The sequence below is a fragment of the Paenibacillus sp. LS-5 genome (genome assembly GCF_056121505.1).
The window spans coordinates 201,818-227,987 of the sequence record NZ_JBWAVA010000009.1 but is presented as its reverse complement, the minus strand read 5'-3'; the positions used below and the strand labels follow the sequence as shown (position 1 = coordinate 227,987).

The 26,170-nt window shown below is 49.8% G+C and carries 27 protein-coding genes, 1 tRNA gene and 1 pseudogene; 19 read left to right on the top strand and 10 right to left on the bottom strand.

The genetic code is table 11. The annotated features are described in order from the left end of the window. Nucleotides 1-468: 468 nt before the first annotated feature. Complete coding sequence (locus AC0MA3_RS15630) at nucleotides 469-774, bottom strand: hypothetical protein (protein ID WP_474656855.1); 306 nt, start codon at nucleotides 772-774, stop codon at nucleotides 469-471. A 109-nt stretch (nucleotides 775-883) separates the two neighbouring features. On the opposite strand from AC0MA3_RS15630, the gene wecB reads away from it, so the two are divergent. From wecB to AC0MA3_RS15590, 8 genes are read left to right on the top strand one after another with little or no spacing between them, the layout of a single operon-like run. Next, on the top strand, nucleotides 884-1,978 hold the full coding sequence (gene wecB, locus AC0MA3_RS15625; protein WP_474656854.1) for a non-hydrolyzing UDP-N-acetylglucosamine 2-epimerase: 1,095 nt from the start codon (nucleotides 884-886) through the stop codon (nucleotides 1,976-1,978). Further along, nucleotides 1,968-2,954 carry a polysaccharide biosynthesis protein gene (locus AC0MA3_RS15620; RefSeq protein ID WP_474656853.1) on the top strand — a complete coding sequence of 329 codons (987 nt, stop codon included), beginning with the start codon at nucleotides 1,968-1,970 and terminating at the stop codon, nucleotides 2,952-2,954. Before wecB ends, AC0MA3_RS15620 begins: the two co-directional genes overlap by 11 nt. Continuing rightward, nucleotides 2,951-3,790: a dTDP-4-dehydrorhamnose reductase family protein gene (locus AC0MA3_RS15615; protein ID WP_379159356.1), complete on the top strand. Its 840-nt coding sequence runs from the start codon at nucleotides 2,951-2,953 to the stop codon at nucleotides 3,788-3,790. The genes AC0MA3_RS15620 and AC0MA3_RS15615 overlap by 4 nt, the downstream gene beginning before the upstream one ends. Beyond that, complete coding sequence (locus AC0MA3_RS15610) at nucleotides 3,760-4,785, top strand: NAD-dependent epimerase/dehydratase family protein (RefSeq protein ID WP_474656852.1); 1,026 nt, start codon at nucleotides 3,760-3,762, stop codon at nucleotides 4,783-4,785. Before AC0MA3_RS15615 ends, AC0MA3_RS15610 begins: the two co-directional genes overlap by 31 nt. Further along, nucleotides 4,782-5,498, top strand: coding sequence for a glycosyltransferase (locus tag AC0MA3_RS15605; protein WP_474656851.1), 717 nt, complete (start codon nucleotides 4,782-4,784; stop codon nucleotides 5,496-5,498). The genes AC0MA3_RS15610 and AC0MA3_RS15605 overlap by 4 nt, the downstream gene beginning before the upstream one ends. A gap of 33 nt (nucleotides 5,499-5,531) precedes the next feature. Beyond that, on the top strand, nucleotides 5,532-6,104 hold the full coding sequence (locus tag AC0MA3_RS15600; protein WP_379159365.1) for a class I SAM-dependent methyltransferase: 573 nt from the start codon (nucleotides 5,532-5,534) through the stop codon (nucleotides 6,102-6,104). Between the two features lie 26 nt (nucleotides 6,105-6,130). Beyond that, nucleotides 6,131-6,853 (top strand): glycosyltransferase family 2 protein, encoded by a 723-nt coding sequence (locus AC0MA3_RS15595; protein ID WP_379159368.1) that lies wholly within the window; start codon nucleotides 6,131-6,133, stop codon nucleotides 6,851-6,853. Then, nucleotides 6,850-7,887: a glycosyltransferase family 4 protein gene (locus AC0MA3_RS15590; protein ID WP_379159371.1), complete on the top strand. Its 1,038-nt coding sequence runs from the start codon at nucleotides 6,850-6,852 to the stop codon at nucleotides 7,885-7,887. Before AC0MA3_RS15595 ends, AC0MA3_RS15590 begins: the two co-directional genes overlap by 4 nt. A gap of 78 nt (nucleotides 7,888-7,965) precedes the next feature. On the opposite strand, the gene AC0MA3_RS15585 is transcribed toward AC0MA3_RS15590, so the two are convergent. Further along, nucleotides 7,966-9,042 carry a glycosyltransferase family 4 protein gene (locus tag AC0MA3_RS15585; protein ID WP_474656850.1) on the bottom strand — a complete coding sequence of 359 codons (1,077 nt, stop codon included), beginning with the start codon at nucleotides 9,040-9,042 and terminating at the stop codon, nucleotides 7,966-7,968. Nucleotides 9,043-9,242: 200 nt separating this feature from the next. On the opposite strand from AC0MA3_RS15585, the gene AC0MA3_RS15580 reads away from it, so the two are divergent. After that, on the top strand, nucleotides 9,243-10,202 hold the full coding sequence (locus AC0MA3_RS15580) for a YhcN/YlaJ family sporulation lipoprotein (RefSeq protein ID WP_474656849.1): 960 nt from the start codon (nucleotides 9,243-9,245) through the stop codon (nucleotides 10,200-10,202). A gap of 136 nt (nucleotides 10,203-10,338) precedes the next feature. Here the strand turns inward: AC0MA3_RS15580 and nagA are convergent, their stop codons facing one another. From nagA to AC0MA3_RS15545, 7 genes are all read right to left on the bottom strand, one after another. Next, entirely contained in the window at nucleotides 10,339-11,535 is a 1,197-nt protein-coding gene (gene nagA / locus AC0MA3_RS15575; RefSeq protein ID WP_474656848.1) for an N-acetylglucosamine-6-phosphate deacetylase, read from the bottom strand. After that, nucleotides 11,523-12,251, bottom strand: coding sequence for a glucosamine-6-phosphate deaminase (nagB, locus tag AC0MA3_RS15570; protein ID WP_474656847.1), 729 nt, complete (start codon nucleotides 12,249-12,251; stop codon nucleotides 11,523-11,525). The genes nagA and nagB overlap by 13 nt, the downstream gene beginning before the upstream one ends. Further along, nucleotides 12,251-13,129, bottom strand: a complete 879-nt coding sequence (locus AC0MA3_RS15565) for a MurR/RpiR family transcriptional regulator (protein WP_474656846.1) — start codon at nucleotides 13,127-13,129, stop codon at nucleotides 12,251-12,253. The genes nagB and AC0MA3_RS15565 overlap by 1 nt, the downstream gene beginning before the upstream one ends. 313 nt (nucleotides 13,130-13,442) lie before the next feature. Further along, nucleotides 13,443-14,981: an FTR1 family iron permease gene (locus tag AC0MA3_RS15560; protein ID WP_474656845.1), complete on the bottom strand. Its 1,539-nt coding sequence runs from the start codon at nucleotides 14,979-14,981 to the stop codon at nucleotides 13,443-13,445. A gap of 513 nt (nucleotides 14,982-15,494) precedes the next feature. Continuing rightward, on the bottom strand, nucleotides 15,495-16,832 hold the full coding sequence (efeB, locus tag AC0MA3_RS15555) for an iron uptake transporter deferrochelatase/peroxidase subunit (protein WP_474656844.1): 1,338 nt from the start codon (nucleotides 16,830-16,832) through the stop codon (nucleotides 15,495-15,497). A 5-nt stretch (nucleotides 16,833-16,837) separates the two neighbouring features. Further along, entirely contained in the window at nucleotides 16,838-17,737 is a 900-nt protein-coding gene (efeO, locus tag AC0MA3_RS15550; RefSeq protein WP_474656843.1) for an iron uptake system protein EfeO, read from the bottom strand. A gap of 350 nt (nucleotides 17,738-18,087) precedes the next feature. Then, the gene (locus AC0MA3_RS15545) at nucleotides 18,088-19,062 is read right to left on the bottom strand and encodes a LacI family DNA-binding transcriptional regulator (protein ID WP_474656842.1); all 975 of its coding nucleotides are present in this window, start codon (nucleotides 19,060-19,062) and stop codon (nucleotides 18,088-18,090) included. A 364-nt stretch (nucleotides 19,063-19,426) separates the two neighbouring features. Here AC0MA3_RS15545 and AC0MA3_RS15540 point away from each other — a divergent pair, with 364 nt between their 5' ends. From AC0MA3_RS15540 to AC0MA3_RS15530, 3 genes are all read left to right on the top strand, one after another. After that, the gene (locus tag AC0MA3_RS15540) at nucleotides 19,427-20,560 is read left to right on the top strand and encodes a site-specific integrase (RefSeq protein WP_474656841.1); all 1,134 of its coding nucleotides are present in this window, start codon (nucleotides 19,427-19,429) and stop codon (nucleotides 20,558-20,560) included. A 325-nt stretch (nucleotides 20,561-20,885) separates the two neighbouring features. After that, nucleotides 20,886-20,959 (top strand) — tRNA-His (locus AC0MA3_RS15535). Between the two features lie 244 nt (nucleotides 20,960-21,203). Continuing rightward, nucleotides 21,204-21,470 (top strand): hypothetical protein, encoded by a 267-nt coding sequence (locus AC0MA3_RS15530; RefSeq protein WP_474656840.1) that lies wholly within the window; start codon nucleotides 21,204-21,206, stop codon nucleotides 21,468-21,470. Between the two features lie 53 nt (nucleotides 21,471-21,523). Here AC0MA3_RS15530 and AC0MA3_RS15525 read toward each other — a convergent pair whose 3' ends face one another. Beyond that, on the bottom strand, nucleotides 21,524-22,372 hold the full coding sequence (locus AC0MA3_RS15525) for an AbiJ-NTD4 domain-containing protein (protein ID WP_474656839.1): 849 nt from the start codon (nucleotides 22,370-22,372) through the stop codon (nucleotides 21,524-21,526). 324 nt (nucleotides 22,373-22,696) lie between these two features. Between AC0MA3_RS15525 and AC0MA3_RS15520 the strand changes: the two are divergent. The 7 genes and pseudogenes from AC0MA3_RS15520 to AC0MA3_RS15490 form a co-directional block, all read left to right on the top strand. After that, a pseudogene (locus tag AC0MA3_RS15520) lies at nucleotides 22,697-22,921 on the top strand (DNA methyltransferase); the annotation flags it as partial. A gap of 315 nt (nucleotides 22,922-23,236) precedes the next feature. Continuing rightward, the gene (locus tag AC0MA3_RS15515) at nucleotides 23,237-23,416 is read left to right on the top strand and encodes a hypothetical protein (protein ID WP_474656838.1); all 180 of its coding nucleotides are present in this window, start codon (nucleotides 23,237-23,239) and stop codon (nucleotides 23,414-23,416) included. 54 nt (nucleotides 23,417-23,470) lie between these two features. Next, nucleotides 23,471-23,767, top strand: a complete 297-nt coding sequence (locus AC0MA3_RS15510) for a hypothetical protein (protein WP_474656837.1) — start codon at nucleotides 23,471-23,473, stop codon at nucleotides 23,765-23,767. Then, the gene (locus tag AC0MA3_RS15505) at nucleotides 23,767-24,015 is read left to right on the top strand and encodes a hypothetical protein (RefSeq protein ID WP_474656836.1); all 249 of its coding nucleotides are present in this window, start codon (nucleotides 23,767-23,769) and stop codon (nucleotides 24,013-24,015) included. The genes AC0MA3_RS15510 and AC0MA3_RS15505 overlap by 1 nt, the downstream gene beginning before the upstream one ends. 66 nt (nucleotides 24,016-24,081) lie before the next feature. Then, on the top strand, nucleotides 24,082-24,414 hold the full coding sequence (locus AC0MA3_RS15500; RefSeq protein ID WP_474656858.1) for an ArpU family phage packaging/lysis transcriptional regulator: 333 nt from the start codon (nucleotides 24,082-24,084) through the stop codon (nucleotides 24,412-24,414). 194 nt (nucleotides 24,415-24,608) lie between these two features. Beyond that, complete coding sequence (locus tag AC0MA3_RS15495) at nucleotides 24,609-24,815, top strand: helix-turn-helix domain-containing protein (RefSeq protein ID WP_474656835.1); 207 nt, start codon at nucleotides 24,609-24,611, stop codon at nucleotides 24,813-24,815. 112 nt (nucleotides 24,816-24,927) lie between these two features. Next, a complete protein-coding gene (locus tag AC0MA3_RS15490) occupies nucleotides 24,928-26,085 on the top strand; it encodes a hypothetical protein (protein WP_474656834.1) in 1,158 nt (385 codons plus the stop codon). Nucleotides 26,086-26,170 lie beyond the last annotated feature (85 nt).

Genomic DNA, 26,170 nt, shown 5'->3' with positions numbered 1-26,170 from the left:
CGGCCCGGCAGCGGCGGCAAGCACCGCCGCGCGGGCCATGCACGCCGCCGGGCGAAGCGGCGGCGCAAGGCGGCCTAGGCCTGCGGGGGCACCGCCGGCCGAAGCCGTAAGCACGCCGCCGCAGAAGGCGTGCATCTGCATTTGCTGCGCGACGTATGTGCGCAGCAGGCTGCAGCCACCCAGGCGCCACATGCACCCAAGAAAAGTGAAAATGCAGCTAAAACAGCGCCCGAAGGATGAATAGGTGGAAAAAGTAGACTTATTTCTCGCTGAAATCATCATTTAGAAGATTTAGGTGGAAGAAGTAAACTTAATTAGACGACGTGACCTTAAAAAGAAGCAAAACGATTGAACTAGTGATACTTTTTCCACTTATATTGTGGAACGCGTAATATTCGAGCAACTTAGTGATACTTTTTCCACTTAATCAGTTACCAGTGTCTCCAAGAAGAGATGTAACGTTTTACATTAACTTCTTGATGCTGCCACCCGGCCGCCACACGCACCCAACAACAGCAAAAATGCCGTTATTTCCGCCACCTGCGCGCCACACGCACCCAACAACAGCAAAAATGCCGTTAATACCGCCGCCCGCGCGCCACACGCACCGAACAACAGCAAAAATGCCGTTAATACCGCCGCCCGCGCGCCACACGCACCCAACAACAGCAAAAATGCCGTTAATACCGCCGCCCGCGCGCCACACGCACCCAACAACAGCAAAAATGCCGTTATTCCCGCCACCCGCGCGACACACGCACCCAACGTCATCAATGCTTTCTTTTCTTACCAGTGTGCCGTCCGCGCGATACCTGTGGGCCGTGCACTCAACGCCAGTCCGCCGCGCTTCTGCGGCAGGCTAACCTCAAAGGGGAGTGAACCCATGAAGATTATGACGATTTTGGGCACACGGCCCGAGATCATCCGCCTAAGTGTTATTATTCCGCTGCTTGATGAGCATGCAGAGCAGCATGTGCTGGTGCACACAGGGCAGAACTTCACCGCAAGCCTCAGCGGTATTTTCTTTGCTGAGCTGGGGCTGCGGGCACCGGATTATGTGCTGCAGGATAAGCAGGCGGGACTTGGCGGGCAGCTTGCCGCTATGTTCGGAAGCCTGGAGAGCATCCTGCTCAAAGAGCAGCCGGACCGGATTCTGCTCCTGGGAGATACGAACAGTGCGCTGTGCGCCATCCTTGCTGAGCGGATGGGCATTCCTGTAGTGCATATGGAAGCAGGCAACCGCTGCTACGATCTGAAAGTGCCGGAGGAGAAAAACCGCCGTGTCATAGATGCTGTCTCTACTATAAATATGCCCTATACCCAGCAGAGCAAGCGGCATCTGCTTAGCGAAGGGTTCCCCGGCCAGCGTATTGTATTAACCGGTAATCCGATCCATGAAGTCATTACGCATTATGAGCAGCAGATCGCAGTCAGCGATGTTCTGAACCGGCTGAATCTTACGGAGGGCCGCTACTTTCTGGTTACTGCACACCGGGCAGAAAATGTGGATGATCCCGAATCACTCCTGCAGATTATGTCCGGACTGAACCTGGTGGCAGAGCATTTTGGCATCCGGCTGGTCTGCAGCATCCATCCCCGTACCCGCTCCAAGCTTACGGAGCAGTTCAAGCTTGTGATGAACCCGCTGGTGGAATTTCATGAGCCTTTCGGATTTTTTGATTTTGTCCATCTGGAACGGTACGCCTTGTGTGCGATCACCGACAGCGGAACCGTACAGGAGGAATGCTGCCTGATGGGAGTGCCAACCGTAACGATCCGCCGGACCACAGAACGTCCGGAGACGGTGGATTGCGGCAGCAATGTTGTGTCAGGAGTGGAGCAAGACAGTATTTTGCGCTGTACCCGGCTGATGACGTCACTACGTCCTGAATGGGAGGCGCCGGAAGGTTATTTGACCCCGGATGTCTCGGTTAAGGTAGTCAAATTTTTGCTTGGAGGGAACCTGCATGTTCAATAATAAAAGGATTTTGGTTACAGGCGGAACCGGTTCCTGGGGGCATGAACTCATCCGGCAGCTTTTGCCGCAGAACCCGAAAGAGATTATTATCTTCTCCCGCAGCGAGTCTGCGCAAGTGGCAATGAACCGCGAATATGAAGATTCCCGCCTCAGTTTCATCATCGGTGATATCCGTGACAAGGATGCTTTGATTGCAGCTTGCCGCGGCGTTGATTATATCTTTCATCTGGCGGCGCTCAAGCATGTTCCGGTCTGCGAAGATCAGCCGTATGAAGCGCTCAAGACCAATGTGGTCGGTACCCAAAACGTCATTGAAGCAGCGGTCTCATGCAATGTGGAAAAGGCCATTTACATCTCCACCGACAAGGCAGCCAATCCTTCAAATTTCTATGGTATGACCAAAGCCATCGGAGAGAAGCTGTTTGTCTACGCCAATCTGCTGGGCTCAAGCACCCGGTTCGTGACGGTACGCGGCGGCAATGTGCTGGGAACCAACGGCAGTGTAGTCCATCTGTTCATGAAGCAGATCAGGGATAAGGGACAAGTGCGGATTACCGATATGAAAATGACCCGCTTCTTCTTCACCCTTCGCGATGCCATCACCTTACTGTTCAAAGCCTCCGAGGTTAGCCTCGGCGGAGAAATCTTCGTCATGACTATGCCGACCTGCCGGATCGTGGATCTGGCCGAGGTGCTGATTGAAGCCTCCGGCAAACCGGATGTGAGCATTATCGAAACGGGTATCCGCCCGGGAGAGAAAATTCACGAAATTCTGATGAGCGATTTCGAAAGCCAGACAACCGTCGTCTACGATGAGCAGTATCTGGTCATCCTGCCTACACTGGATATGCCTGAACTGAAGGCTTATTACAGCAGATATCCTCATGTTTCCTTCAGCAGCTTCAGTTCCGAGAACCATCTGATGGATCAGGAGGAGATCAAGGAAATCCTGATCAGGGGAGGGTTTCTAGAGTGAAGCTGCTTATCCTCGGTGGAAACGGTATGGCGGGTCATATGCTGGCGGATTATTTCCGCCGCCAGGGCAAGCATCACGTCTTCCATACAACCCGGGATAAGAGTGATCTTGGCGGGCTGTATATAGATGCCGATGATGTTGCCGGAGTTGAAAAGCTGGTCGAAATCGTCTCTCCCCATTGCATGATTAATGCCCTGGGTGTCCTGAATCAATTTGCCGAACGCGATAGAATCGGCGCATACCATGTGAACGGTTTTCTGCCTCACCGCCTGCGCCGTGCGGCTGACAGTGTCGGAGCCCGCCTCATCCACATCAGTACCGACTGCGTGTTCGAAGGAACACGCGGCGGCTACACAGAGGAGGATACGCCTGACGGAACATCCGTATATGCAGTCACCAAAAGTCTTGGAGAAGTGCGGGAGCAAGGGCATCTGACCATCCGGACTTCGATCATTGGTCCGGAGATTCGTCCCTCCGGCATCGGACTGATGGAATGGTTCCTGGCCCAGAAGGGAGCCGTATCCGGCTACCAGCGGGTGATGTGGAATGGTGTCACCACCCTGGAGCTCGCTAAAGCTATAGATTCACTGCTGGATTCGAAGGTGTCCGGCCTGATTCATCTGGCGCATCCGCAGCCGGTCAGTAAATATGAGCTGCTTCGGTATATGCAGGCCGCATTCGGCAAGGAGGATACTGAGATTATCCCTGAGTATGCACATATTCAGGACCGCACTTTGATCAGCACGAGAGCGGATGTCCAGGTGCAGCTGCCTTCGTATCCTGTCATGCTTGCCGAACTCGCGGCGTGGATGAAGCAGCCGGCGATGTCGATATGAAGGCGCGGAGACTGCTGATTACCGGAGCATCCGGATTTACCGGAAGACATGCGGTGGCTTACTTTCATGCAGCAGGTACCGAGGTGACAGCCGTGGTTCGGAGCTCCGTAGCACCCGGCATCTTTCCTGCAGATGTGAAGCAGCAGGTCTGTGATCTGAGCGACCGCAGCGCGGTCAGGGCGATGATTGAAAAGACTCAGCCGGATGAAGTCCTTCACCTCGCCGGTAAAAATTCGGTGCCTGAGTCCTGGCAGGACCCGCTACTTTATATGGAAATGAATGTAATGTCTACACTCTATTTGCTTGAGGGATTACGTACTCAGCCGGTCCGCCGTATTCTGGTAGCCGGCTCCCGGCTTAAGTTCAATCCGGGATATGCGCAAGGACCTCCTCACCCCTACAGTCTAAGCAAAACTCTGGAGGAGCTAGTATCTCTTGCCTGGTATTCGTTGTTCAAACAGCCTGTGCTGCTTGCAGAGCCCAGCAATCTGATCGGGCCCGGCCCATCGACTGGATTTTGTTCTTTACTAGCACAGCATGTGGTGCGAAGCGAGGTTGCTGGAGGCACTTCGGCACCTCCCGAGCCGTTTAAGCTCTCCTCCCGGTATGCTCTCCGGGATTTCCTTGATGTACGCGATGCAGTAAAGGCTTATGATTGGATTTTGCGCACCGGTGAGCCGGGAAAGATCTACAAGATTGACTCCGGCATTCAGCGGGAGCTTGGAGCGGTAGCAGAACAGCTGTTGGCACATGCGAGGGGTCCGGTTGAGATGGATTGGGGACCGGAGAACAGAGGAACAGAACAGGCTGCTGCACCGGCGGCAGCGGCCGTTCCGTCAGCAGGTTGCGCAACATTAGCTAATCAAGAAGGATTATCCGCAGTTGCTGAAGACAATGCTGCAAGTCTCGGCTGGCGTCCGCAGCTGGAGTTCTCCCGCTCTCTTGCAGATATTGTAGACTATTACCGGGCAGGCATGAAAGGAGGGGCTTCATGAAACCGAGAGTATCCGTGGTGATTCCTTTTTACAATTGCCCTTATATTGAGCAGGCGCTGCAAAGCGCCCTGAACCAGTCCTGGCAGCCGTATGAGATCATCGTTGTCGACGATGGTTCTACTATGCACAAAGACCGTATTATACCTTACCTGCCGCACATTCATTATCTGGGCAAGGCCAACGGGGGGACTGCATCTGCCCTGAATCACGGGATCCGTCATGCCACAGGCGACTATGTGGTCTGGCTCAGTTCAGATGATATGTTCTACCGCGACAAGATCAACAATCAGGTACTGTTCATGGACCAGAACCACCTTCTGATCACCTACACTAACTTCAATTACATCAATGAAAACTCACAATTGACTGCACTTAACGCGGCTGCGGTATTCCCGAGCCATCTTGAGTATTTACGTTGTTTTTTACAGGGTAACCCTATTAACGGCTGCACGGTAATGTTCAAACGCGAGCTGTTCGGTGCCATCGGGCTTTTCGATGAGTCGCTGCCTTACACCCATGACTATGACCTGTGGTTCCGCTCGATTCTGAACGGATATGCACCTGTAATGCTGAATCAGTCTCTGACTGCCTACCGGCGGCATGAAGGGATGGGAACGATTAAGCATTATGATGCCATCGTGGCTGAGGCTGCTGCCACCAATGCCCGTTACAGCCCCATGCTCCGGGGTTTAATTGCCTCGATGGGCGGCTGAACAGCGACCTGACCGCTAGAGGAGGTGGAATTAATGTACCGCGAAATCGTAGTGAAGGACTTTCTTCCCGTTCTTCTAGAGCATCTGAAATTTGCGGAGAGTATTCTGGATGTGGGGAGCGGGACCGGTACGCTGCTTGAACGATACGAGGCTAAGGTAGTGATCGGGCTTGATATTCACAGGCCATATCTGCTGCACCGCAAGTATACCGCGCCTCATATCATTCCGGTGCATGCTGATGCCAGACATATCGATGAACTGTTTCTGCCAGGCACCTTCTCGGCGGTGACGTTCATCGATTCTCTGGAGCATTTCACCATGAGAGAGGGCAAGGAACTTCTAAGAAAGGCAGAGATCATTGCCGCTAACCGCGTGGTCGTGTTTACCCCGCGCGGTTTCTTTCCCCAGGAAGCGGATCATTACCATCTGCACGGAGAACAGTTTCAAAAACACCGGAGTGGTTGGGAACCGGAGGATTTTCTGGAGCTGGGATATCATGTGACGGTGCTTAAGGGCTTCCATCATGCGGAGAATCCTTCATTCCAGGAAGCGTTTGGGCAGAATCATGCGCCATTGGATGCTCTTCTTGCCTGCAAAACCGTATAACTATAGTCCGTAAAGGGGGTGAGCGCATGAATCATGGAACCAAGGTTTCAGTGGTTATCCCATTTTATAATTGTCCATACATCCATAATGCCATAGAAAGCGTACTTGCGCAGAGCTATCCCGATATTGAGCTGATCGTTGTGGACGACGGATCAACACTTCATATGGAGAAGCTTGCACCTTATGTAGACCGGATCAAGGTGCTCCACAAAGCAAACGGCGGTACGGGTTCCGCTCTCAATCTGGGGATTCAGGCTGCCAGCGGGGCATATTTTGCCTGGTTAAGTGCTGATGACTGCTTTCATCCCAATAAAATCAGCCGGCAGATGGAGATATTGCGTGATTCACAGACCTCTTTTAATCACACAGCTTATTATTACATCAATGAACTCGGAGAGCGCTTTTCCGGCATGGTAAGTGCGCCTTTTCATAGCAGAGCAGAGTTGATCACAGCCCTGATGAAGGGTTGTCCGGTCAATGGCAGCTCAGTGATGATGGATATGAAGATATTCAAAAAGGTTGGACTTTTTAATGAGAAGCTGCTGTATACCCAGGATTATGATCTCTGGCTCCGTATTCTGCCCTATTATGAATGGTCTTATATCGCAGAGCCGCTGCTGGATTACCGGGTGCATCAGGAAATGGGCTCCCTCATTCACAGTGACGGACAGAACCTGGAGATTAAGCAGGTACAAAAAATGCATTACAATACTCTGTCGAGACTGCTCAGAAAGGAGAGAAGGAGATGAGAGTAACCTTTCTTATTCTGACCCTATCCCGGGGAGGCGCACAGCGGATGCTTGCAGAGCTCGCCAACGGCCTCACAGAATTAGGACATAAAGTGACCATTGTCATGTCGTGCCGCGGTATTGTGGAATATCAGATGAAATGTCCGGTGCTGCTTGCCGGAGCCGACTTGATAACCGAGGACGATATTCCTGCGGGTGATGTGATTGTTTCCAACTACTACAAGACTGTACCCGTGGCGCAGCGGGCAAGTGAACAGGGAAAAGGGGCGCACATCCGTCTGGCGCTCTGTTATGAGCCGGCGTTTCTGCCGAACAATAATGAGTCGTTTGCTTCGTATCATCTTTCACCGAATCTGCTGGTGCTCTCACGCTGGCAGCAGGGGATCGTACACATGAATCATGGAATCAAAGGCCGGATTGTGCCCATTGGCATCAGTGCGGGTTTTTATAATATGCATTTTCGTGAAGTGAGCAGCAAGCTAATTGTCACTGCCATAGTGCGCAAGCCGGAGGGGGGCTTCTCGGGGCACCGGGAACAGGAATATCTCCTGCAGCAGCTGGATTTGATTAAAGCACAACACCCGGAGATCGTGATCGATCTGATCACACCGCCTGGTGAATATGCGGAATCTTCATGGCTGCAGACTCTGTTTGCAAGCGGGTACTATCGTCTGCGTACGCCTTCTAATGATGAAGAACTCTGTTATCACTACAATGAAAGTAATATTTTTATCAGCTCCAGCACTTATGACAGCGGCTCACTTCCTGGTCTTGAAGCCATGCGCTGCGGGGCGGCACTTGTAACGATCTATTCCGGAGGCAACCTTGAATATGGTGTTCATGGGACCAACTGCCTGATGTCGTACCGGTATGAAAACCGGCTGGCTGAAGATGTTGTAACGCTCATCCGGAATAAGGAGCTTCGTGAACGCCTGGCCAGGGCCGGTGAGGCAAGCTCAATGCAATTCACCTGGGAGAGAAGTGTGGAGATTTTCCAGGCAGAACTATTTGAGCTGTTATCGAAGCAGGGCTGAACCAGAATCTGGATTATTATACCGGATAAAGAACCTTCAACTCCACGTGGCTGTGTGGGATTGAAGGTTCTTTGTATGCTAAAAAATAGCGAAGGAATTCATCATCTCGCGAAAGGACTGGGCATATTGCTCGGAACCGAAACGGGAGATCATATGAAGGCGCCCCTGCTCGCGGATGAAGCTTCGGAGGGGAAGATCATTCATCAGCTCCAGGCCTTCGGTAACGGCAGCTTCCACATTGCCAAGCGGATAGAATTTGCCGGTGCGATTATGAATGATAAAGGACCGCACACCGTCAGAATCTGTGCTCAGTACCGGACAGGTACAGCAGACGGCCTCGGCAACGGCGTACCCAAATCCCTCAGTGATGGAAGAGGACAGCAGGAACCCGCCTGAAGCGGCAATAGAGGAGTAATATACGGGCATTAGATGATTAGGAATATTGGTAAATACATTCAGCCGGTCATTCAGTCCCAGAGCATGAAGCTCGGCATCGAACAACTGCTTCTGCTCCGCAGTCGCCAGATCCGGATCATGGAACATCCAGAGATGCAGATCAGGTTTGCTGTGCCGGATGTGATGGGCAACTTTCAGGAATTCGCTCCAATTCTTATTTGTCTCCAGGCGTCCTACCCAGGCGATTACCGGATCACAAGGCGGTTCACCGGGAATGTACCGGAAGGATTGGACATCGACAATATTGGGAATGATATAACGCTGCAGCCAAGGGCAGATCGAGATAAACAGCTCCAGCAAATGATCCGTAGGCGGAATCAATACAGCATTACAATAGGAACGTAAAAAAGGCACAGCCTCCTTAACCACGAGCTTGGCTTCTGTTGTTGTGCCCAGGCCCTGGGATTCGTAAATCAGAATCCGGCTGTACCCCAGACGGCGCAGACGTTCCAGCAGCAGATAATCCGAAGTTACAATAATCGCGTCATAGTTATGGGTGTCCAACAGATCCTTAATATCTGTATCGGTAGAAGCGATAAATACAGGAAATCCCGCCATGCCCTGGGTGCTGGATCCCGGCATCAGGTACAGCACATGGCACTCAATACCGCTGCGCTGTAGACTCTCGCACCGCAGCTTGTTCAGAGTCTCTACTCCCCCGCTGGGGACATAAAATGTGAATAAAACCTTCAAGCTCATCCCTCCCTGACTTTACCTAGCGGAGTACACCTGCGCCCTTCGCATAAGCAGGGCCTGCTGTTTATAAGATACGCCAGATATCCTCTGCAGGTGACGAAGAAAGGGCGGCATGCCAAATCCTTTCAGGATAGCCCGGCCTTACGAGGGCTATCCTAATGATTGTTACGCGCACCTTATAACAAGAGATGGAGGATGAATTCATGTTGCGATCGAAGATCAGCATGTCGGTTTCCGCTGCACTACTGCTGGGTGTGGTAAGCATCACGGGCTGCGGTACCAATAACACCGCAAGCGATAATAATGTGCAGACCAAAAGTGTACGCGGAACCCATGACGGACGGCTGGGTGTCAACTCCGTAAGGGCTAATACCTTTGACAAAATGGAGATGAGCCGTGAACTGGCAGACCGGATTGCGGCTATGCCTGAAGTCCGTTCTGCCAATGTGGTAGTGGCAGGGAAAAGCGCCTATGTCGCTGTAACCCTGGATGAAGCTTCAGGCGGTGTCCATGCCAAAAGCTACGGCGATACCATGACAGGTACCAGAGGGACGTCGGGAATGCTAGGCGGTGGAAGAACTTTAGGCGGCACCACTACAGGCATCCTCGGCACAAACGGGATGAACGGGACTGCCGGAATGAACGGCTCCACCAGCGCGAGAGGTTCGAGAAACGGTGTACCTGGAATGACAGGTGCTGGCGGTTCAATCAATGGCATGTCTGGAGCCCTGTCTACAGGTACAGGAACGGTTGGCGGTACTGGCATGACGAACCCGGGGGCTTACGTAGGAAACGGGGGCAACGGAATCATGTCCCGAAGTAACATGACCGATGGCCGGGTGTTGAGAAATGACATCGACAGAAATATGGGCACTGCAGCGGGAACACGGACAATCACTCCTTATAGCACTAATGGCGTGACTAATGGTACAGGTACTCTGACTAATGATACAGTGACCCGTGAATTGAAGGACAAGATTGCCGCCGAGGTCAGACGTTATGATACAAACATCGACAATGTCTACGTATCCGCGAACCCTGACTTCGTGGAACGGGCGAACTTCTACGCCCAGGAATTCCGTGCAGGTCATCCGCTGAAGGGGTTTGCCCGGGAATTCAGTATAATGGTTGGACGAATCTTCCCGACGCGCAGTGGGTATTAACCCAAGAAAGCCAGTAACAGATTTCTCTTAGTATTCCTGGAGAAAGTTGCATTATTCCAGCTGTTATCCAAAATGAAAAAAAAACGCAGCCCCTTCCGGCATCAACGCCGTGATGGGGCTGCGTTTTAAATTGAATTCAGGACAGGCTGGTCATTTTGCGGCCCTTGATCCAGACTCCGCGCAGATTCAGCGCATCATCCAGCAGCAGGATATCGCCGCGTTTACCGGCTTCAAGCGTTCCGATGGTCCGCTGCATGCCGATGGCTTCTGCCGGTGTAAGACTGGCGGCTCTGGAAGCTTCCTCCAGAGTCAGACCGACCTCTTCCACCAGATAACGGAATCCACGGATCATCGTTAACGTGCTGCCAGCCAGGGCCTCCGGATTCTCCTTCAATCTGGCGACACCATCCCTGACCAGAACGGGTAGATCCCCGATGGTGTATTCGCCGTCGCTGAGCCCGGTTGCCGACATGGAATCTGTAATCAGCAGCAGATTGCCTTCGTTCTTGAGACGGGACAGAACAGCGATCGCTGCCGGATGCACGTGAATACCGTCGGCAATAATCTCCGCACGAATCCGCGGATCAAACATGATGGCGCCAGCTGCACCAGGCTTACGGTGATGAAGCGGAGTCATCGCATTGAACATATGCACGGCCTGATTAAGTCCGGCGTCAGCGGCGGCGATTACCTCTTCAAATGTTGCGTTTGTATGGCCCAGTGCTGCTGTTATGCCATGTCTGCGCAGCCAGGTAATTGCCGCAAGTGCCCCTTCCCCTTCCGGTGCAAGTGTCACCTGCCGGATTAACCCGGGGTATGAGGCTTCCCACTGCTCCATCCATTCAATATTGGCGGGAACAATGTGGTCCGGGTTCTGGGCCCCTGACCACTTGGGACTAATAAACGGGCCTTCCAGATGTACCCCGGCTAATTGGGCAAAGGGCATTGGGACAGAGCGGAAGGCATGGACTTCCGAGAGTGCCCGGTCAATATCCCTTTTGTCCGCGGTCATTGTTGTCGCCAGCATGGTCGTGGTTCCCTGCGAAGCATGAAACCGTGTAATGATCTCCAGTGACTCTGCATCGGCATACATGAAGTCAAAGCCGGCTCCACCGTGAACATGCACATCCACGAACCCGGGGATGAGCAAGCCGTCAGGAACTTCTTCGGTACTAACGGGCCATCCGGCATATGCTTCCGGCAGCCAGGCGGCTTCGCCGGCATACAGAATGGACTCTTCCGATACAGCAATCACACCTTCCTGCACGATCCCTGAGGGTGTCAGAACTTTTCCGAACAACAGCTCACCTGAGGTATTGGCTATTTCAACCATTTTGCCGCACCTTCATCCAGCAGTACAACGACATTAGGGTGGCTCTGGAGCAAGGAAGCCGGACACTGTGTAGTGATCGGTCCTTCCAGCGCATTCTTCACCGCGTCCGCTTTCTCTTCACCACGTACCAATAGTACAATCTGCCGCGCTTTCAGAATGCCGCCGATTCCCATCGTTACCGCCTGTCTTGGAACATCCTCCTGGCTGTCAAAGAAGCGGGCATTGGCTTCAAGGGTCTCTGGCAGCAGGTCAACGACATGTGTACCGCTGGTCAGACTGGCATCCGGTTCATTGAAGCCGATATGGCCATTGCTTCCGATGCCCAGAATCTGCAGATCCACCGGACCGCCATCTTCAAGCAGCTTATCGTAAGCGAGGCATTCCGCATCCAGATCCGGAGCGTTACCATTCGGCACATGGGTTTTGGCGGGGTCGATATCAATATGGTTGAACAGATGTCCGTTCATGAAGCTGCGGTAGCTCTGTAGATGATCCACAGGCAAGCCTACGTATTCATCCAGATTATAAGAGGAAGCTTTAGCGAAGCTGACGATTCCTTTGGCATGCATTTCCACCAGTTTGGCATATACCCCGACCGGGGAGCTTCCGGTAGCAAGGCCCAGGACAGCTTTGGGGTTACTCTGCAGCAGGCTGACAATCAGGTTGGCTCCGGTCTGTGCAAAGTCTTCATCATTCTTAAATTTCAAAATATTCATTAGGATTGACCTCCCCGTTTATGACGGTAATGTTGGACATTCATGTAAGACTGCTCCAGCTTGGGAATGAAATCGCCAAAGCGTGTGCTGACCATTCCGGTGAACAAAATATCAATAATATGCAGCTGTGCGATCCGTGAGGCCATGTCGCCCCTCCGCATGCCTTGCTCCAGTGAGGAAGAGAACAGCGGAATATCGGCCAAAGTTGCCAGCGGGCTGCTCCCATAAGAGGTTAGCGAGATCGTAGCTGCACCGCTCGTTGCGGCACAGCTTAAGGCGTCAATCGTTTCCGGGGTTTCCCCGGAATAAGAGATAGCGAAGGCTACATCGCCTTCCTTCAGCGAAGAAGCGGATGTAATCTGCATATGGGAATCGGAAAAAGCAGTGCAGTTCACGCCGATGCGGATCAGCTTCTGATAGAAATCCTGAGCCACTATCGAAGAGGTGGCCATCCCGTACAGATCCACCCGCCGGGCCTTACATAACAGATCAATGGCATTCTGCAGCCGCTCTAGATCAAGCAGGGAAGTGGTGTCCCGGATGGAAGCCAAATGATTAGCCTGCATGGCTTCGACAATCATCGCAAGCGGATTGCCTGCCACGATATCCTGATATGAGGACCCGCCATCCTGCGGGGAGTTATATTCGTGGGCAATCTCTGCGGCAAGCTTCACCTTGAAATCCGGGAATCCCTTGAAATGCAGAACCTTACAGAACCGTGTAATTGTAGCCGGGCTAATGCCGCATTGCTCGGCCAATTCCGTAATTCCCATATGGACAATTTCTCCCGGAGAGGACAAAATCCGTTCTGCCAGCTTACGCTCCATCTGTGACAGCTTGGATTGCTCATGCTCCAGGGCATGCAGGATGGGAGACATCCCTTCACCTTCTTTTCTTCAGATATGGTGAAATTATTTTTAATAATATGGATTCATTTAAGAAAATTATTTTCATAAATAGAATAATACATACACTGAGAGGATGCAAGAAGGAGTTTTCTCGGGTTCGCAAAGAGGGACTGTATGGATTCAAGGGGCTTGATACAGCAAAAACTCCATGGAGTGCAGCAGCGGATTATAGTCCGCACAGCTGACTCCATGGAGGCGATTATAGAGAAGTAAATGAATTTGAACATATTAGGCTCATCTATACGGAATGCCTTGGTATTCAAGGCGGTTCCGGGGGAAGCTACTATTCCGCTGTCCGTGACTTACCGGTTGCTCCTCTGCTGCGCAGCAGCTCCCAGAGAATGAAGGCTAGCATAAGAAGCTGCGGCACCAAAGTTTCCCAGGTTGGGAACAAACCAAGCCAGCCGATGGAAGGCAAGCCGTTCTCCGTATGTGCAGGGAGAGTGCCTGCTACCTGAAGTGCATGAATGCTCTCGCCGAGGAAGCGGAACACCAAATAGTAGATCAGCACGGTTGCGATGCGGAAGAAGGCCGCAAGCGGCAATTTTGCGCTTAAAGCGATAATGGCATAACCCAGGACGATCAGCACGGCCAGCGCGCCGCCAATCCCAAGCAGCAGCTGCGAAACAGCAATGGAAGGAGCCATTCCTACATAAAAGATGGTAGTCTCCGCACCTTCACGCAAAATGGCCAAAGCCGCTACCAGGAACAAGGACCACAGATTGCCCCGGGCCAGTGCGCCACCTACCTGCTGGCCAACATAATTGTTCCAGGCTGCCGTATTGGACTTGCCGTGAAGCCAGCGGCCGATCGTTAGCATCATCACCACGGCGAATAGCCCGGTAATGCCCTCAATCAGCTCACGCGCTCCGCCGGAGGCGGCTTGGGAGATGGTTATACTTAAGATCACAGCGAGCAAGATGCTTCCGGCGAGACCTGCTGCGGCACCGGACCAGATCCAGCGCCGGGTTCTGGGTGTACCTTCTCTCTTGAGATACGAGAGAAGAGCGGCTAGGACAAGAATAGCTTCCAGACCTTCGCGCAGCAGAATCAGTGCAGCATCCCAGGCCGTGTAGCTTGTTTCTCCGGCCAGCGGCGTCAGCTCGGAGAGCATATGGTCCATGGCCGCCAGCGCCTGATCGAGCTTCGGAGGATTGGAGAGAAGATCACCAGTGACTGCTGCGCTCTCATTTTCGATATTCGCATAGACTTTGGGCGACGCAATCTGCACCTGGCCTTCGGCTGAAGGCCAGGCGGTGATGAACTGTTCCATGATGCCGGCTGCTTCGGCGCTGTTGCCGGCGGTTGCTGCAGCGGAAGCTTGCTTCAGGTAGCCGATCAGCGCTTCAATCGATGCCGGCTCCGCCGAGGCGTCTCCGGTATCGACCGCGTTGCCGTCATGGTAATCGGCCAGCAGCGTATACAGCGCTTCCGCTTCGGACAGCGCCGCTTCTTCGCGCAGCGGATGAGCCTGGAGCGAGATACGCAGCAGGCTCATCTTCGTCTCCAGCAGGCCGTAGACGGCTGGATTATCGGCACGGATGCCGCGCTCTGCCGGCGTCCAGCCGCTGACCACGGCGCGGTACGCTTCCGCGGCCGCAGTCCAGTCGCCGCTGCGCGCCGCATCCCGCACGCGCTCCGCCGCGGGCAGCAGCTTCGCCGCCGCTTCACGGCCGGCGGCGCTGGAGTCTGCGCCGCCCGTGCCGGAGGCGGCGCTCACGTACGCGTCCACGCTTCTGGCGAGCGTGGATAGCGCAGTCTTGGCGGGCGTGCCGCCGCCCGCCGCAAGGGCCTTCGCCGCGTCTGCGAGCGCGGCGTCCACGGCGGACGCCGGACCGGCGAGTGCCGGGTCCGGCGTGCCGGTGTTCGCGGTGCGCCACAGCGCCGCGAACGTGTCCACATCGGCGGCGGCCGCGTCCCAGCGGCTCTGGCCGGCTTCGACGAGCGCGCTGCCGACAGGCGGCAGCAGCTCGTCCAGCGGCGTGCCCGCCGCCGCGGCTGTGGCTGCTGGCCTGCTGAGCAGCAGCAGGCAGAGGCAGCCGAGCAGAGCGGCTGCCTGCAAGCCGTGCATCTGCGCCTTCCTGTGCGATTCCTGCACAGTCAGCCGCTGACGTGGTTTCGACAGCCATCCCCCTGGGATTCTATGTACCAGTCTTTGTATCCACAACAGCATCGGGATAACCCCTTTCCATTCTAACCGGGAACGCAGGAGATCGGGTTTATGCTCCTTTAAGGCGGCATTTCCCTTTTCTTTCACTGCGATTGACCCCCATTTATCTTTACTTTGAAAGCATAAGTTTGTATAGGGACGGCGAAGCCATTTCCACTTGCGTACTCAGCCCAGCAGGGTTTCTCCGATATAGCCGCCTTCGCGTACACCCGGAAGACAGGCAAACACTGCGCTGCCGGTATGCACCATGTATTCGTTCAGACGGTCGTTTTTGGCAAGGCGCTTCTGAATGCTCACGAACTGCTTCACGAGATCCTTCTGGAAGCTAATGAACAGAAGGCCCGCATCCAGCTGCCCGGTGGTAAGATCCATGCCACTGGAAAAGGAGTAGGAACGACGCAGCATTTTGACGGTGCCATCCCCATGGGCCAGCGCCGAGTGGGAATTGGGCGGGATGACCGGTTTTCCGGCGGCATCGGCCGCCTCCAGATTCAGCTTGGCGAATTCATCGGTAGCTCCGATAGGGGCGCCGCTTTTACGGTGGCGCCCGAAGGTGGCCTCCTGATCACTTAGCGAGGAACGGTCCCATACCTCGATGCGCAGCCGCACGCGGCGCACAGCCATGTAAGTGCCGCCGTTCATCCAGGCAGGGCTTTCGCTGCCGCACCAGACCACCTCGCGCATTTCTGCCGCATCGGTCACATCAGGGTTGCCCGTGCCATCCTTGAAGCCAAGCAGATTGCGCGGAGTTCCGCCTTTGGGGTCTGCTCCGCCAGTCCGCTGGAAGCCTTCCTGCGTCCAGCGGAGCACAGCGGTTCCTCTGGCGATACGAGCCAGATTACGGATGGCATGGAACGCCACCTGCAGATCATCTGCGCAAGCCTGTACGCAGAGATCGCCGCCACACCACTGCGGATCGAGACTGTCTCCGGCAAAGGCCGGGAGATCAGCGAATGTAGACGGACGTTTCGAAGCCAGTCCAAAGCGTCCGTCAAACAATGCAGGTCCCACGCCAAAAGTAATCGTACATTTGGACGGTGTAAGTCCATCCGCCTCTCCGGTATCGGATGGGGGCAGATTTGGATGATCATTGGCATCGCCGATCAGCGTTCCTGTGGTTAAGGCAGCCGCAGCCGTGGTCCAGGACTGCAGCAGTTTTTTGACATCTGCAATGCTTGAGGTCGTCAGATCAAACGAAGCGAAGCAGAGGAAATTCTGTGCAGGAGTAAGAATTCCAGCCTGATGGCTGCCGTAGAACGGGATGATGTCCTCCCTGGAGGCTTGCAGAGCAGAAGGGGCCTGATGCGTCGCACCACTTGCCGCCAAAATCCCGCTGACCCCGCCGCCGCCCAGCAACAGTCCAAGACCGGAAGCTCCGGTAAGCCGGAGCATCTCGCGGCGGCTGAGTTTTTTATCGAATATCTGTCCGCCTTTGTCATTGTTCTTAATCTCTTCTGTGGCTGCATGCCCGTTTCGGGGCAGGGGATTAACTTTCTTTTTCATGCCGGTCACACTCCTAGAATAGTCCCCATATTGGAGAGGGGTTCCGCCAAAGCGTCGAGATTCTGGCTTAATTTACGCACTTCATCTTTTTTCAAAGTTTCATAGGACACATATCCATCCCCGGATTTAAAAGGAGCCAGCTCGGCCAGCAGAGCGGTAAACCGGTCGCCGATCGTCTTCTCCAGGGCCGGATCTTTTTTGGCCAGCTCGGGCTTCAGCAGCTCGTAAATCTTCTGAGCACCTTCCACATTGGCTACAAAATCATACAAGTCCGTATGGGAGTAACGTTCTTCCTCACCGGTTACCTTGGAAGAGGACACCTCGTTCAGCAGCTCGACAGCTCCGGTAACAAGCAGGCTTTCATCAATCTCCACGGTCTCTACCTTGGCACGCAGCAATTGGGCATCCTTCAGCAGTTGATCTGCCACCTCGGCCATCCCGTTTGTGGTCTTATTCTGCCAGAGTGCTTGTTCAATCTTGTGGAACCCGCGCCATTCAGCCGGATCGACATCATTCTCACGAGCATCGATATTCGGGTCCAGATCGCCAAGCGCCTCGGCAATCGGCTCAATCCGTTCATAATACATGCGGGCCGGAGCGTACAGTGCTTTGGCTTCCTCCAGCTTTCCGGCTTTGACAGCATCGGTGAAACCTTCCGTCTGCTTCACAAAAGCATCGCTCTGCTCAATGACGTAAGCACGGTATTGCTCAATCGCAGAGGTGAAGTCGGCAGCACCGGTAGAAGCATCGTTCGTGGTGGCTGGTGTGTTCGTTGCTGTAGCCGCCGTGGCCGCCGCCTCATTATTGGAATTGTTACTATTATTATTGTTGCTATTGTCACCACAGCCGGTGAACAGTATGGAGGCCGCTATTAGACCGGCGGGAAGCGCATAACTATATTTCACTCAAAACACCCCTTTTTATGTATGCAAATGATAATCGTTATCACTAGCGCTGGATTTATCATAAGGGCCTGCACAGGGGCTGTCAATATAAAAATGTGATTTATATCACTGTCATGTCCTAATGTGAAAAATCTCACGCGTAATAGGAGCAAGCGGACAAGTATAAGGGATGCCGGAGCAGAAGGGAGGAGAAAGTAACAGAGGAGTAGAGGTTATGGAAGGTACTGAAGTCTGGTGACGCCTAGCAGCTTGTGAATCTCGTTGAAGCCGGCGAACCCATTGCAGTATGATATACAACCACCACATACGTTATGGACGCATCGTTATTCGAAGCTTGTGCACACCTCAGATTACACCGTAGACCGCTCAATAATCCGGTATTCCAGCTTCCGGGTCACTGGAAGACTGCTGCCGTGAATATGCTCATGAACCATCCCGAAGGCCGCCGAGCCCATCTGGTAGAGCTGGTTGTCAATCGTTGTGATCTCAAGCAGCCGTCCGATCGGCTGGTTGTCGAACCCTATCACCGCAAGCTCCTCCGGGATACGAAGATCGTGCTTGCGCGCTTCAATGATCAGTCCAGCAGCCACATGATCGCCGGAAATAATCATCGCCTCAGGCCGGTTGGGATTACCCAGCAGGCGACGGGCCACCTCTGCTCCGTCCTCTTCACGCACACAGTCGAAGACCATCCATTCCGGATCAAAAGGCAACCCTTTTTCTGCAAGAAAATCCTGAAAAGCGTTCTGGCGGATAGAGGCACTGCTGCCGTTCTCGCGGCCTTCACAATAGCCGATTTTGCGGTGCCCCTTGCTATACAAATAATCCAATCCATGACGGAACGCGGCGTAATGCTCAATATAAATAGAAGAGTACGGACGCTGCCCGCTATTCTGGCAGGTTACAATCGGTCCGTAAGCACAGTATGGCTCGATCAGCTCAGGCTTCAGTGCAGTCGAGACGATGATTACTCCGTCAATTTCCTTGTTACGCAGCATATCCAGCACCTTAAGCTCCTCTTCGGGAACATAGTTGGTCTGGCATAGAATCAGACGGTATTGCGCCGCCAGCGCAGCCTGAGCCAACCCGTCCATCACCACCGAGAAGTAAAAAGAATTGATTGACGGCAAAATAACCGCAACCGCCCCGGTACGCCCCGTAATCAGATGAACGGCGTTCATATTGCGTGTATAATTCAGTTGCTCTATGGTTTTCAGCACGGCTGTTCTTTTATCCTTGCTTACATATGGATGATTGTTCAGCACGCGCGATACAGTTGTTACGGATACCCCGGCAATGCGGGCAATTTCTTTGATATTGGCCATCGGACTGCCTCCTGGGACAAGAAATATAGTTCATCTATTTTAGCATAGTGTGCGCTTATAACCTTCCGAATATAAAGCTAGCCATAGAATCCATTTCATAAAATATAGCCTCTCCGCTATCGCCCATTTTAGGGCTGCGACCGCACCATTACCACCCACTATACATAAAATGATTTTGACTGTATCCCTTTACCTTGTTATACCAAACAAACCCAGGGCAAGGAGGGGTGACACCATTGAAGGGTGTACTACACATTGAGAAAAACGTTGTTAATAAAGGTTTTTTTAAACAATAAAATTGCTATTTTAGCGATTTGGTGCTAATTTGGTGTTAATGATGTTTTTAAATGATCGGAGGCTACCCATGGGAGTGTACAAAGATAAAAATGTAAAAAAGAACCCTTGGTATTATTCGTTTTATACGGGAACAATCACAAATGGAAAGCGGGATCGGGAGAAGCAGCGGGGTTTTAAGACTAAGAAGGAAGCAGAGGCAGCAGAGGTAGAGCATAAGTCTAGATTGAAGAATGGAACTTATTTTAGTCCTCAGAAGACTCCATTCGGGGAGTTTATTTCAGAATGGTGTAAAAATAAAAGAAAGATATCCGAAGAAACAAGGGAAATGTATGAGAATAACATAAGGCTCTATATCAAACCTTCTCTTGGTGATATCCCTTTATCTAAATTAAATGCCCAACATATAGAGGATTTTATAACATTCATGATAGAAGAAAAAGGACTCGGTGAATGGTCGGTTAAGCGAACATTTTCTAATGTTAATACATGTTTGAATGATGCCGTTAAGAAAAAACTTATTGAGTTTAATCCTTGTGGTGTTGTAGACAAGCCAAAGGTAAATAAACGGATACGCCCGATTTGGACTCCAGAGTTCGCTTTTGAATTTTTGGATAAGACAAAAGGGACGAGTAGATATTGGATTGCAACATTTCTTGCCATTATGACTGGTATGAGGCCTGGGGAGATATTAGGTTTACGCTGGTCTGATATTGATTTCAAAAATAAGACTCTTTCTATAAAACAGACTGTAACCAAACGCCGTCGTATCAAGGAAGGTGCAAAAACTAATTCGAGTATTCGATCAATTGCGTTATCGACGGATACTGTCGAAGCTTTGAAAGAACATCGGTCCCTTATATTACAGGAACGCTTATCATTAGGTTCTGAGTATCAGATGAATGACCTGGTTGTCTGTACTTCTTTCGGCGGGCCAGCAACTATGAGAAGTATTCAACGAATGTGGGACCGGCAATTGAAGAAATATGAAGCTCCTCATATTGCTTTCTACGATCTGAGACATACGCATGTGGGATTCCTGATCCAGCAGAAGGTACACATTAAAGTAATATCTGAAAGATTGGGTCATACCTCAGTTTCATTCACGCTGGACACATATGGGCATTTGATGCCGAACATGCAATCAGATGCAGCTGAGAGTCTGGATCAACTCCAAAGAGATGTTTTAATCACCACAAAGTAACAGCAAAGAGTACAGAATAATAGAAGGAAAAATAAAGGATTAGGAATGAGCATTAGGTTTTAGACGTGATATTCTTATAGCATGGAAAACAAAGAGAACAGCACCCGACACACCAATTACCTGTTTGATGGCCAAGAGCCGCAAGGGTAGAACACGCGGGCATGCTGTTCTATTTACGTTCCTGTGTGTCAGTCAGCAAACGCACACTACTTATCAAAGCCCCCTGAGGGCACGTACAGCGTGTCTATGTAAATGAGGGGCAAACACTCGCCCTATGAGTCTAGGCTGTACGAAACGCGTTCGTGCGGTCTGGCAGGGGCAATCTGTGGGGTTAGTGTAAATAGATAGCACACCGGCTGTGATCGGTCGGTAGTGGTGGTTCGAGTCCGCTTCTCCACTATTGAATTCAATTTAAAAGGAGTGTTGTCCATGTGGGTTAAGTAGGAAGGCGATAAACGGAAACAGCCGGTCAAAGGTCAGTGTGTCATCTGTAATGATCCGAAGCCGACAGAGCACACGATCCTCAAAGCTTCGTTCTGTCAGACCTGCTGGGACTTGATGCTGGTCGACAATGATGAAGAATTGAACAAGCGCACCTTATGAGATTAGCAGGAGATTTATCTTCCATACTCCGAACTACGGTATGAGGGAGGAAGGACAAAATGGATATCATCGAAGTAAACAAGGTAAGTTGCTTTTTTCAGATCATGTAGGTATAGTTGCTCCTCTTTTAGATGTTGACCCTGATCGATTGAATGGTATTTCTATTATCCCTGATCAGGTGGAGTTGACTAAAGAAAGTGAAGACCAATTGATTTACAAGGCATATCATCTCGGGATGGAAAAGGTTTGGGAGAAAGAAATGTTTTTATCAAAAAATAAAAACAATGCGTTGAAAATAATAATTTAGGCACCCAAACCGGTGATTTTTCTGTGTAATAAAAAAGGCGACTTAGAGTCACCTCACTCAAATTTATTTTTTAGAGCGATAACATAATTACAGAATGCTGAACAAGCAACAAGCATGAATTTAGCCTCTTCAAAAGTGCTTGTTTCTTCAGACCATATGGCATGTCGTATTCCTTTTTCGTCACTTGTATAGCCATAAAGCTTATTGAAAGCCTCTTTTAAAGATGGATGAATCGTGACGCCGAAGCTCTCCAACTTCTTTAATCCTTCTCCAAGCGTAGCTTTTTTATTCTCTGTAAGTACTTTACACATTGACTCAACGGCACTGATAGATTCTTTGATTGAGTTTCGATAATCAGGGGTTTTTCGGTCAGAAAGTAAATCGAGAGCTCTGTTTATATGTATTGAAATTCCATGAAACGATTTATCATAGGACAGACTTACTTCGATTTCAGTGATCTCAACTGAAGATACTATAGGTGATATAGTCAGATCTATGATGCGAAATCCTGACATTTCCTTTTCTAATTCTATATTGATTTTAGTAATAATGTTTTTTTGAAGATATTCTTTGTTGGGTAAGTCACTATATTTAATAGCGCTAATTAGGAATTCTAATAAATCGTATTTTACATACCATTGAACATTTTCTGAAAAAAAGTATTCTCTAACAACTCCTTTTAAAGCAAAGGTGTCTGGTAAGTTGTCAACCGGTTTTTTGAAAAAGTTTCTCCAAATATTTTCGTGCAGTCTATGAAGTATTGTGGGATACATTAAGTTCTCTACCCTCCAGATAAGGTCCGACAGAACATTCCATATTCCGGTTAATAACTCAAGGTCAATATTATCAGTTTGAAGAATAGTACGAGGGCTTTTAAAACCCATTCTTTCTGAAAATAACATGAATTAATTTCTCCTTTTTTCTAAATTAATTAAAGTATAGTTAATATGAGTGAAATTGTCTGTATTAAAGTTGATGTATTATCATTCTACACATGATAGTGGGAGTAATTCTTCACCCAAGAAAGATAGAAATTTATAAAGAAAGATTTATAGCACTAATAAAAAATGCTCCATAATTCAAATATGTGTATGCATAAAGCCATCCATAACCTGGGTGGCTTTTTCTATGCCCATAATCTAAACCCAAAAAGCCCATAAGGTGATGGCGAAGTAAGGTACATGGGATGAGAAAAGACGGAAGAAACCACGGTAGCGACAGCACAATTTGCCGAAGCGCACTTTGCGACATTCCCGGAGAAACTGATCGAGCCCTGCATTCTCGCTGGTGCACCGCCGGGCGGACATGTGCTTGATCCCTTTGGTGGATCCGGAACGACCCGCAAAGTCGCGCTGGAGAACAACCGTGAATGCACAATTATAGAAATCGGCCCGCAGTATGTGGAGATTGCACAGCGGCGGACAGCAATTATACAGCAGCAGTTATTTTGAGGGCATAGCCCCTATAAGGAGAAATCCCAGAATATTAGCCAATATGTAGATGCAGCCAAGGTGTACAGTGACAATGCTGGACTGTTTCAAGGCTGCGGGTTGGCGAAGCAAACAGCGGAAAATGATTCTTTTACAATATGCCCTTTTTAGAAGATGTGGCGAATTATCCATTCAATTGCATTCAAAATCTCAGTTTTGTGATCCCAAATGAAACGAAATGATCTTTTCTCGATCAGAGAAACATAGGTTTTCACCCCAAATCTTTCAATCTTTTTGATCATATAAGGCCCCCCTTTCGAAAGAAACGAACCTTATATGATGACAATAGACTTCGAGATTAGTCGGGGTGTGACGTTCTATGAGGTTCTATCACTTGACCCTTATAAAGGAGCTGACAAGCCACCAGATCCCCGCAAGTACCAGGACAACACCATCACAGCTCCGCAGCTTGGCTATAACAACAAATACATGAAAAAGGGCGGGGCGGGCAGATAACAGCAAATGCAACAGGAATTATTCCAAATTTTATTCCGAGAGGAGCAATTATAAATGAAAACCACCATGAACGTGCTGTTTAAGTCGATGCAGAAAGACGACAAGAAGGAAATTCTGAAATTTGAGATTAAAGGAACCGAAGATGTGGGCGATGAGATTGATCTGTACGAACTGTCCGGCAGCATTGTTGTCCTCTCCCTGGAAGTCGCCGGTGATGATGTATGCGGCGATATCTCAGCCGAATTTGTCTCCATGCAGCGTGACAGCAAAAAAACGGTTATGAAATTTGGATTAAAGGTGACAAGGATGACAAGGCCCAACTCCTATACAAATTTGCTGGAAGAAATGTAATGCTCGGCGTGGCCCCCAGTCAGATGAGTATTGAAGAATTCAACGAGCCCCGGGAAGGTGTTCGTGGAAAAATCAATGCTGATGGCACGGTTGATATGGAAGATGATCCGAACCAACTCACTCTCGACGATGCTGCTGATGAAAATGATTCTGACGATGACGAGGCTGAAGATCCAGGGCAGCAATACCCAGACGACACCAAAGGTCCGGACATCCCAGATGGTGACTCTTACGATCTTCCATTCTAAATAGTAACACCTCCCCGGCTCCGGTCGGGGAATCTTTTCACAGATTGAGGTGATACGGTGACGCAGATGTCATTTGAACTTCCGGAGTTTGATAGAAAGAAAACACGGGTTGCAGTAGAGGCCGCGCTTGAGAAATATCGAATTTATAAGTCAACGCTGTTCGAGGAGAGAGAAGCGAAAACGACAGCTGAATGGTCTACTACACCCAGGAGCGATACGGGAGTAACAAGCGACCAAACTGGAAGTATAGCTACCTATAATGTGGATGAGCCAGCAGCCCGGCGAGCCTATTGCGAAAGGATCGAAAGGGTGGTGAGTAAACTTCCCAGAAGGGAACGCATATTGATCTCAGAACGTTACCTTAATACAGATTGTGATTTCGATTTATGTCGTTTATAACAACGCATTTGATCAGCCAATAAGCGAGACGACATATTACCATCTTAAATGGAAGGCGTTCTATAAGATCGCACTGAACCTTAACATACAGGTCGTGAAGGAAGAAAAGGAACTGAAGGGATTTGAAAATATTGAAGGGATAAAGAAGTCATGAGACAACCAATTTCAGCATTATGATAAATTGAGGTGATGGTATGAGTTCACTAAATATAGATGATCTGCCTCCAGTTCTCAAGGTAGAGGATATACAGAGATTTTTAACAATTGGCAGAAACCAAGCTTATGACTTATGTAATTCAGGGCAGTTCCATGTGGTCAAAATCGGGAGAACCATAAAGATACCCCGTGAACCATTTGTGAATTGGTTTCTTGGAGAGAGACAGGAAAGCAGGGGTAATTAACCTGCTTTTTTGTTTTTATATGCAATCCAGTGAATGAACTAGAAAAATTTATTCCAAATGCTTCATGATTCTGACATATTATGAATAGGACAAAACTATTGGAGGATGAAGGATGAAGATGCAGATCAATCTCGATGAACAGTTAATTGAAAGATTTAGAGATAAAGTCAATGAACATCAAATTTTTAGTGAGTTATACAAAAACATTAATGGGAAAAACAAATGGAATATTATTTGTTCAGCAATGGATTGGATCAATGTTACTGTCGAGGGAATACCTGAAATAGAGTTTAAAGATATGCATGCTGGTTTAGGACATAATCATTCTTTGTCTCTAACCTTGATGCAATATATAACTTCTATCGATATTTTGTACGAATCTATTGTCCAGCTCCATCGGGTTCTACAGGTAGATTATCCGTTCTCAAACGACAATTCTGTTTTCCATCAGTCCAAATTAAGTGACGATATCTATTTCAAACACATTAGAGCTGTATTTAGCACACATCCTGTTAATTTAACTAGTATTGATGGTGTCGTAACCAAACAAGGAGAAAGATTTTATGCAAGTTGGCCGGCGCGAGGAGTATTTCCCGGTGCTGGCGATTTTATGGTCTTTGTCTATAGTAACGACCCTTCAAAAAATGAAAGATTAAACCCACTAAGCATTAATATCAGTGACCTAAATATGTATACAGAAATGCGGTATCAACTTCTCGCAGACTTATCCATAAAAGTTGATGAAATTATGGATAAGCATATCCAAGAATATAGAGCTAAACAAATTGAAACAAATACGGATGCATTAGCATTAGCACATAATCTTCTAAAAGAGAATAATGATAGATTTGGGGAAAAAGGGGGTCATTCAAACACACTACATTACATAATTAGAATGTTAGAGACCAAATTAGATAACGTGAAGGATGCGGATCTTGAAATTATAGATGAATACCTTAAACACGTTTCATCTCGACTATCCGAAATTAGAGACGATCTCCAAAATATGATGATTTCACTTAAGTGGGAGTTTACACACGAGGGTTACGAGTTTGAAAAAATTTACTCTTACTTTTTTGATTTGCACCCTATTGGAGAGTCGTTTCTTGTGAGACTGATTGAGAAAGAAATACTTCCTTCATCTCTGTTGGATAATGCGGATAAGTTAAATGAAATTCAGCTTGTATTTGAGGCGTATTTATACCGCGCATATTTGAGAAATGGTGGGAAAGTTAATTTCGAGCAGTTTCTGAATGCAAGTTTGAATTGATATCATCTTATATTAATTGGGATAAAAAATGGTGTTATTTTTGGTGCTAAACGCTCAAATATATCAAGGGATGATCAAAAACCAT